Source organism: Roseateles sp. P5_E11 (assembly GCF_054049355.1).
Genome location: NZ_JBFUMO010000892.1, coordinates 1 through 1,648, shown reverse-complemented (window position 1 = coordinate 1,648; position 1,648 = coordinate 1). Strand labels below are relative to the sequence as shown.

Here is a 1,648-nt window from a genome sequence, read left to right as displayed (position 1 = left end):
GGGTTGGAGGAAGAGCGCCGCCTCATGTACGTGGCCATCACGCGGGCGCGCAAGAAGCTGTCACTGAGTTTCTGCCAGACCCGCATGCTGCRCGGACAGACGCGTTATCACATCAAGAGCCGCTTCTTCGACGAGCTGCCCGAGGAGGCGCTGAAGTGGCTGACGCCGCGCAACCAGGGCTTCGGCTCGGGCTTTGCGCGCGAGTACCAGCAGGCCTGGCAGCGGGGCTCGGGGCTCAAGGGCATGGTGGGCGCGGGCAATGTGCCCAATCGTGGAGAAAGGGCCGCCTGGGTGGAGCCACCCGTGCCGGCCAGCATGAAGCAGAAGGTGTCGGAAGAACACGGCGGCCTGCGCGTGGGCAAGGGTGTCTTCCACAACAAGTTCGGCGAGGGCGTGTTGCTCACCCTTGAAGGCTCGGGCACGGATGCGCGGGCGCAGGTCAACTTCGGCCGGCATGGCACGAAATGGCTGGCTCTTTCAGTTGCGAAGCTCACCCCGATTGAGTAGGCCCCTCGTCCAGCCGCACCCCGCTGAACGCGGGTGCGGCTGACCGGCCCCCCGAGGGGGCGGCGATGCTCGCGGCATCGAGCCGCGACCACATCGCCAGTGCGGGCCGGCTTGGGAGCGGCCCGGCGCTCGGCCCGAAAGTGTTCAATGCCCCACGATGACCACGTGGGCCTGCATGCGCGAGTCGATGGCGCCGACACCGAAGCGGTCKGCGATGGCGCGGGCCGCGAGGGCCGTCATCTCCGGCAAGCGGCCTGGCGCGCGCTTCTCGATCTCGGCGCGCAACGGCGTGCCCTGGCAGAAGCCCAGGGCGGGCTGGGAAGGTGACTCTGCGCAGGCGCGCAGCGGCAGCGTGACGAAGTCCGCCTCGTGCTCGAAGCCAGCGTCGCTGAGCTCCTGGCGCAGCGCGTGGATGTCGTGGCAGCCGTGCGGCGCGCGCGCGAGGAAGCGCGGCGGGTCGTCCGGGAAGGCCTGGGCCAGGGCCTGCGTGATCGTCTCGGCCAGCTCATTGCTGTCGAGGTGATCCCAGACGTTGAAGAGGAACACGCCGTCGGCCCTGAGCACGCGGCGGATCTCGGCAAAGGCACGTGGCCGGTCAGCGAAGAGGCTGACGCCGAACTGGCAGGCGACGAGGTCGAAGCTCTCGTCGGCAAAGGGCAGCTGCGCAGCATCCGCCAACCGCCACTCGACGGGCCGTTCGGTGCCCCGGGTGGCCGCCATGTCCAGCATGGTGGCGTTGAGTTCGCTGGCCACAATGTCGACGTTGTCGGGCAGCTCCCCGACGAGATGGCGCGTCAGCACGCCGGTGCCCGCAGAGATCTCCAGCAACCGCCCCGGGCGCAACGCAGCTGCCCGCGCGGCCAGGTCCTCGGCATAGGGATCGAAGAGCATGGGCACCAGATAGTGCTCATGGAGTTGGGGGATGGAGCCAGTGAAGCCCCGGTCGGCGAGGTTCATGTGAGTCATTCTGGACGCGGTGCTAGGCTGGCGGCCGCTTCCCTCGCAATTGCTTGCAAAACGCCATGTCTGAACACCGCCCCTCACATGCGGAGCTGGTGGCCTTCCTCAAGGCCGAGTTCCCGCAGAACCGCTGCACGCTGGAGGAGGTGGACGAGGACGGCAGCGTCGTCGTCGCCCACCC

The 1,648-nt window shown here is 68.5% G+C and carries 2 protein-coding genes; one reads left to right on the top strand and one right to left on the bottom strand.

From position 1 onward, the window contains the following. Positions 1–507: 3'-5' exonuclease (locus ACXJKR_RS31810; RefSeq protein ID WP_457326251.1), on the top strand; the 507-nt coding region annotated here is incomplete at its 5' end. Between the two features lie 144 nt (positions 508–651). On the opposite strand, the gene ACXJKR_RS31805 is transcribed toward ACXJKR_RS31810, so the two are convergent. Then, a complete protein-coding gene (locus tag ACXJKR_RS31805; RefSeq protein WP_457326250.1) occupies positions 652–1,464 on the bottom strand; it encodes a class I SAM-dependent methyltransferase in 813 nt (270 codons plus the stop codon). Positions 1,465–1,648: the final 184 nt, after the last annotated feature.